This is a genomic window from Streptomyces sp. NPDC055078 (assembly GCF_053607985.1).
On sequence record NZ_JBSGUP010000654.1, the window covers coordinates 1 to 4572 of the forward strand.

The 4572-nt window shown below is 56.8% G+C and carries 2 protein-coding genes; one reads left to right on the forward strand and one right to left on the reverse strand.

Annotated elements, in window-relative coordinates; translation table 11 throughout:
* The first annotated feature begins 502 nt into the window (after positions 1 to 502).
* Entirely contained in the window at positions 503 to 2164 is a 1662-nt protein-coding gene (locus ACWF94_RS34175; RefSeq protein WP_453497637.1) for an ATP-dependent nuclease, read from the forward strand.
* 1037 nt (positions 2165 to 3201) lie between these two features.
* On the opposite strand, the gene ACWF94_RS34180 is transcribed toward ACWF94_RS34175, so the two are convergent.
* Positions 3202 to 4452, reverse strand: a complete 1251-nt coding sequence (locus ACWF94_RS34180; RefSeq protein WP_453497640.1) for a hypothetical protein — start codon at positions 4450 to 4452, stop codon at positions 3202 to 3204.
* Positions 4453 to 4572 lie beyond the last annotated feature (120 nt).

Sequence of the window (4572 nt, forward strand, 5' to 3'; positions counted from 1 at the left end):
TTGACAATGGCGGCCGGCCCGCCCGCACGGGACCGGCGCCCCCGCCCCGACGCCCGGACTGGGGGGCAAGGGCCGACCGCAGCGAGAACGTGGTCTCCGCCGGACTAAAGTTTCGTGCTCACACCCCAACGTCAGGCCAATGTCTCAAGGTCGTCTTCCGTCGGTGAGATCAACACCTACGCGTGGGAATCACCCATAATCCTCACTAGTACGCTTCGGCTGCCTCCGACTGCCGGCGGCAGGCGCCCGCCACCCTCCGGGCCCCCGGCTTGGTTACCGCTTCGAACCGGCAGCCGAAACGGGGGCGTGGGGAAGCCTCACCGCACTAGACGAGCGAAATATCCGAAAGGTCAGCAACCAACCGTCGCATGAGGTTGTATTAACGGAAGCGAAGGGGCCGATCTGAGCCCCTGAAAAGCAAGGGGTACTCGTGGCGGTTTCCTTTGGACTATCCAATCTGACACTGAACGATGGGACGGTCGTAGAGCCTCCACCTGATGGAATGACCGTTTTCACCGGACCGAATAATAGCGGCAAGTCTGTTCTGTTGCGCGAGCTAGTCAACGCACTGCACCATCATCCCGATGGTGATGGGCAGGGAAGGCATTGGGTCCGGAGCCTGGAAATTATCCAGGATGGAACAAGTGAAGAGCTAATATCCTGGCTGCATGAACGAGGTCATGAGGCAAGGTTTCATCGCCCTTCCGGGCTCACTGTCCTCAGTGGGCGCTTGAACCATGATGAAGTTGGGCTGGACATAGAAAGATTTCTTTCAGCATGGAACTCTTCCCGGCTTAATCCGATCTCCTATTTGCTGGTAAATGATCAGTGGACTGATCAACGCCTACAGAATCAGACCGATTCGCACTTCTGGGACCAGACGCGCCCACCAAACCACCCCTCACAACGCCTTTGGGAGTCAAAGGAAGTTCACGATCGATTCTCCGAACTATTCGAGAAAGCCTTCGGTCAGCCGATTGCAATCAATCGCTACATCCCTCAAATTCGACTACAAATCGGGTCTACCGGAATGGAAGACACGCCACCCCCGCCTTCCCCGACGCTACGGGATGCATACGATGCGCTGCCGTATCTGACTGAGCAGGGGGACGGGGTGCGCGCTTTCACTAATATACTTTTGCATACTCTCGTACGGCCGGCGCCAGTGATCGTAATCGATGAGCCGGAAGCCTTTCTGCATCCTCCTCAAGCACGCTTGCTTGGCAGATATCTTGCCTTGCATACTCCCTCGCCCTGTCAAGTATTCGTTGCCACGCACAGTGCCGACTTTTTGAGTGGTGTCCTGGAAGGGAATGCGCTAAATCGAAAATCCTCCCCCAAGTCGGTGGCATTGGTGAGAATCTCACGCACAAACGCTGCCATTGCGGCTCGAACTTTGACCGCCGAGGCCGTTACTGAAATCCTGGACACGCCTCTATTGAGGTACTCTAATATCGTCTCTGGCCTATTTCATGACGGTGTCATACTGTGCGAGGCGGAGGGCGACTGTCACTTTTACGCAGCCACCATTGAGACAGTTCGAAAATCGAGCCGGCACGACAACATTACATTTCTGCACGTAAATGGTAAGGCGCGACTCGCCGACGCTGCCCATAAATTGCGAATCTGTGGGATCCCGACCGCGATCGTCGCTGACTTCGACCTGCTCAACGACACGACAAAGATCAAGCAAGCCTTGGATCTTCTCGGTGGCTGTTGGCAAGAAGTTCGCGACGACGTAATGACGCTCCAACACCACGTCTCTTCTTCTGTCATTACAAGGCCAGCGAGCGAAATTAAGAAAGATATCAACGCGGCAATCGGGAACCCGCGAGGTGCGACCACGCTCAGTCAAGCGTCGATCGATGAAATCATTAAAGTCCTGAAGACGGCCAATGGCTGGAAGATTTTGAAGACTGCCGGTCTGGCTGGGCTGAGCGGAGAACCATATAACGCTGCTGCACGTCTGCTGTCCTATTTTGCTAATCTGGGCGTCTTCCTGGTACCCGTGGGCGAACTTGAGCGCTGGGTAAGGGAGGTGCCTTCCGCAAATAAGAGCGCTTGGCTCTCGCGTGTTTTTGATGAGGGGCATCATGAACGCCCCAGTATGGACCTACAGGAATTCAGTCTAAGTATCACCGGTTATCTAGCCGGCTTCCGGTAGTCAGCAATGGGCGGAACATTGCGAGTATCGGGCACGAGCTGCACTCCATCGTCCGTCTGTCCGCCCTTATGCATTTCCGCAGCAACTTCTTCAGCGACGTGGAAGCCCCCTGTTGGCCCTCGGGTACGACTGAGGCCCATTCGCGATCAATCGAATGGGCCTCTGGTCGGCGTCGGGGTGGCGGGATTTGAACCCATGACCTCTTCGTCCCGAAGCAGCTTGGGCAGGGGCGCCGCCTTGGGCTGGCTGCCTTCTCACCTGCGCTGATGGTCCGCAGGCGTTCGGGTTCGTCCGTGCGTGTCCGTGGGCGTTGTCACGCAGTTAGACACTCACTGCGGTTACCGCTGCGGCCAGCCCTCGTCGCTCATGCACTGTTCGAACGCCTTCTCGCGCTGGACCAGCGTGTATGAGTTCGTCAGCTCGTCCATGGACGGATCTCCACTTGAGGAGTGGGGCCATGCCTCTTGTGAGAGTCGGGTGCAGTAGGCGCCGGCTGCCGTCTGCGTCAGTGACTCTGCCTTGTCGGTGCTGATGTCTGTACTGGGGGCGTCGGGTCGCTGGTTGCTCCCAGTCTCGCCGTCCTTCCCGGGAGGGCCAGTCTTACCCCGGGGTCCGGGAAGTCCTGTTTCCCCGCGCGGTCCGGGAAGTCCCTTCGGGCCGGTAGGACCAGGTGGGCCAGCGATAGCTGCTCGTGACTGGAGCTCAGATATCTGCTCATGCTGAGCGATGATCGCGGCGGATTGGCCTGCTAGGACGGTGCCAGCCACGAGGCATCCGATGACGAAACTCCGACTCGGTCTCACGAGTAGGGAAGGTTGCTTATGAACGGTCATCGGCGCCCCTGAGGCTCGGTGTGACGCGTCAGTCTAGGAGGGCAGGTAGCGTGCCAGCATTGGTCGGCCAAGTCTACGGACATCATCCCTGCTCGGCGGGGAGCTGGTTGGCAGTCCCCCGGCCGCCGGGGACAGAGCCTCGGTGATGTCTGAGTGTCCAGAAACCGCTGACCGAAGTCGGGGGTGGAGCTCATACGGCGATGTCTATTGGTTATCCACGATGACCTCGATGGCCAACATTCGCAGCAGCTCGATATCTGGATAAAGTCGCAAGGCTTCGTGACTCATGGGCAGGAGAACGCTTGTCTCTGCGTAGCGGGCATCGTCCTTCGCGTGCACGATTCTATTCCTCACTCCATAGACTCGCTTGGCCACTTGTGAAGCAATAGATTCGCCACTTGCTGGATGAATGGGTGTCACTCCTGATATCGGTCCACGCTTACCAAAATGGCCATCATGGTCAAGATCAAAGAATTCCCGAAGCTTATCTTCGGGTACGCATTCATTAACGAGAGCGCGCAGCTGGTCACCCTCGCTCGCGCCATGAGCGCGTTCTACAGAACTCACCACCTTAAGGATTGATAAATCTTTCCCTTCGTCGAATTCTAGAGACCTGAGCACCTTCCGTACCTTCCTCACCGTTTCCCTGCGGTGTACGGTAGGAAGGTAGTATTCGAGGATCTGGTAATAGGAAAGAAAAGATGAAGTGTGGCTATTGCGCATGCCTTCGCTAGGGATGGAGAAGAGCGCCGCTACATGCTTAGGTACGAGCGTTTTCGGGAACCTCACGGAGTGGCTGAAGTCCGAAGCGTAGCGCCGCCGAGCGTGCGCCTGTTGCCTAGGGCGCAAGGTGTATGCTGTTCTGTTGCGCGCGTTGAGCTCGAAAAGGAACGAATTGGCTAGTGCTGTAGCCCGATGCTCCAGTTCGGACTTCTCCACTCCCCTTACGGAGAAGACTTTTAGGGTGGAAGTTGTGCGACTGTTCCTAGCATCCAGCTTGAAGGGGAGTAGAGGGGGCGACAAGGGCGAGTTTCGAGAGATCTCGATACACGTAGAGTCTTCCGGGGAAGTGACTCGCATAATTGGGTGAAGCATGTCTCCGATCACTTCATATGGAGGTGATTTTTGATGGTCATGGGGACAGGGTCGAATTTCAAACGTGAACTTCTCAAGGGTGCGCGTCATTGGGCCGAGCGCCTGCATTCGGACCTCGAATTCAGCAAACCCGTTTTCTGGATCTACCCATCCCTCGTACTCCTCCATTCTCTCCGCTCCGCGCTCTAGCGCTTTCACCATCGCTGCGGCAGAGGCGACCGGAATTGCTACGTCGCGCCGCCGAATCCGGCTGGCGTCCGAGCTGTCAAAGAGAAGAAACTCTGTAGTCATTTCAGAATATTTGAGATCGAGGATTTCCGCGATGCGCGAGATTTCTTCCTCGTTGAAGTCGTAGCTCACCGTACTCCCTGACATAGTGGCCGCTCATCTTGGCGTGACGTCGCACGAGAGAATACTGGTATCTGGCTTTGTCTGGAGCGCTTTCGCTGACGACAATCAGCTAAACGCGCTCCTCCTGTC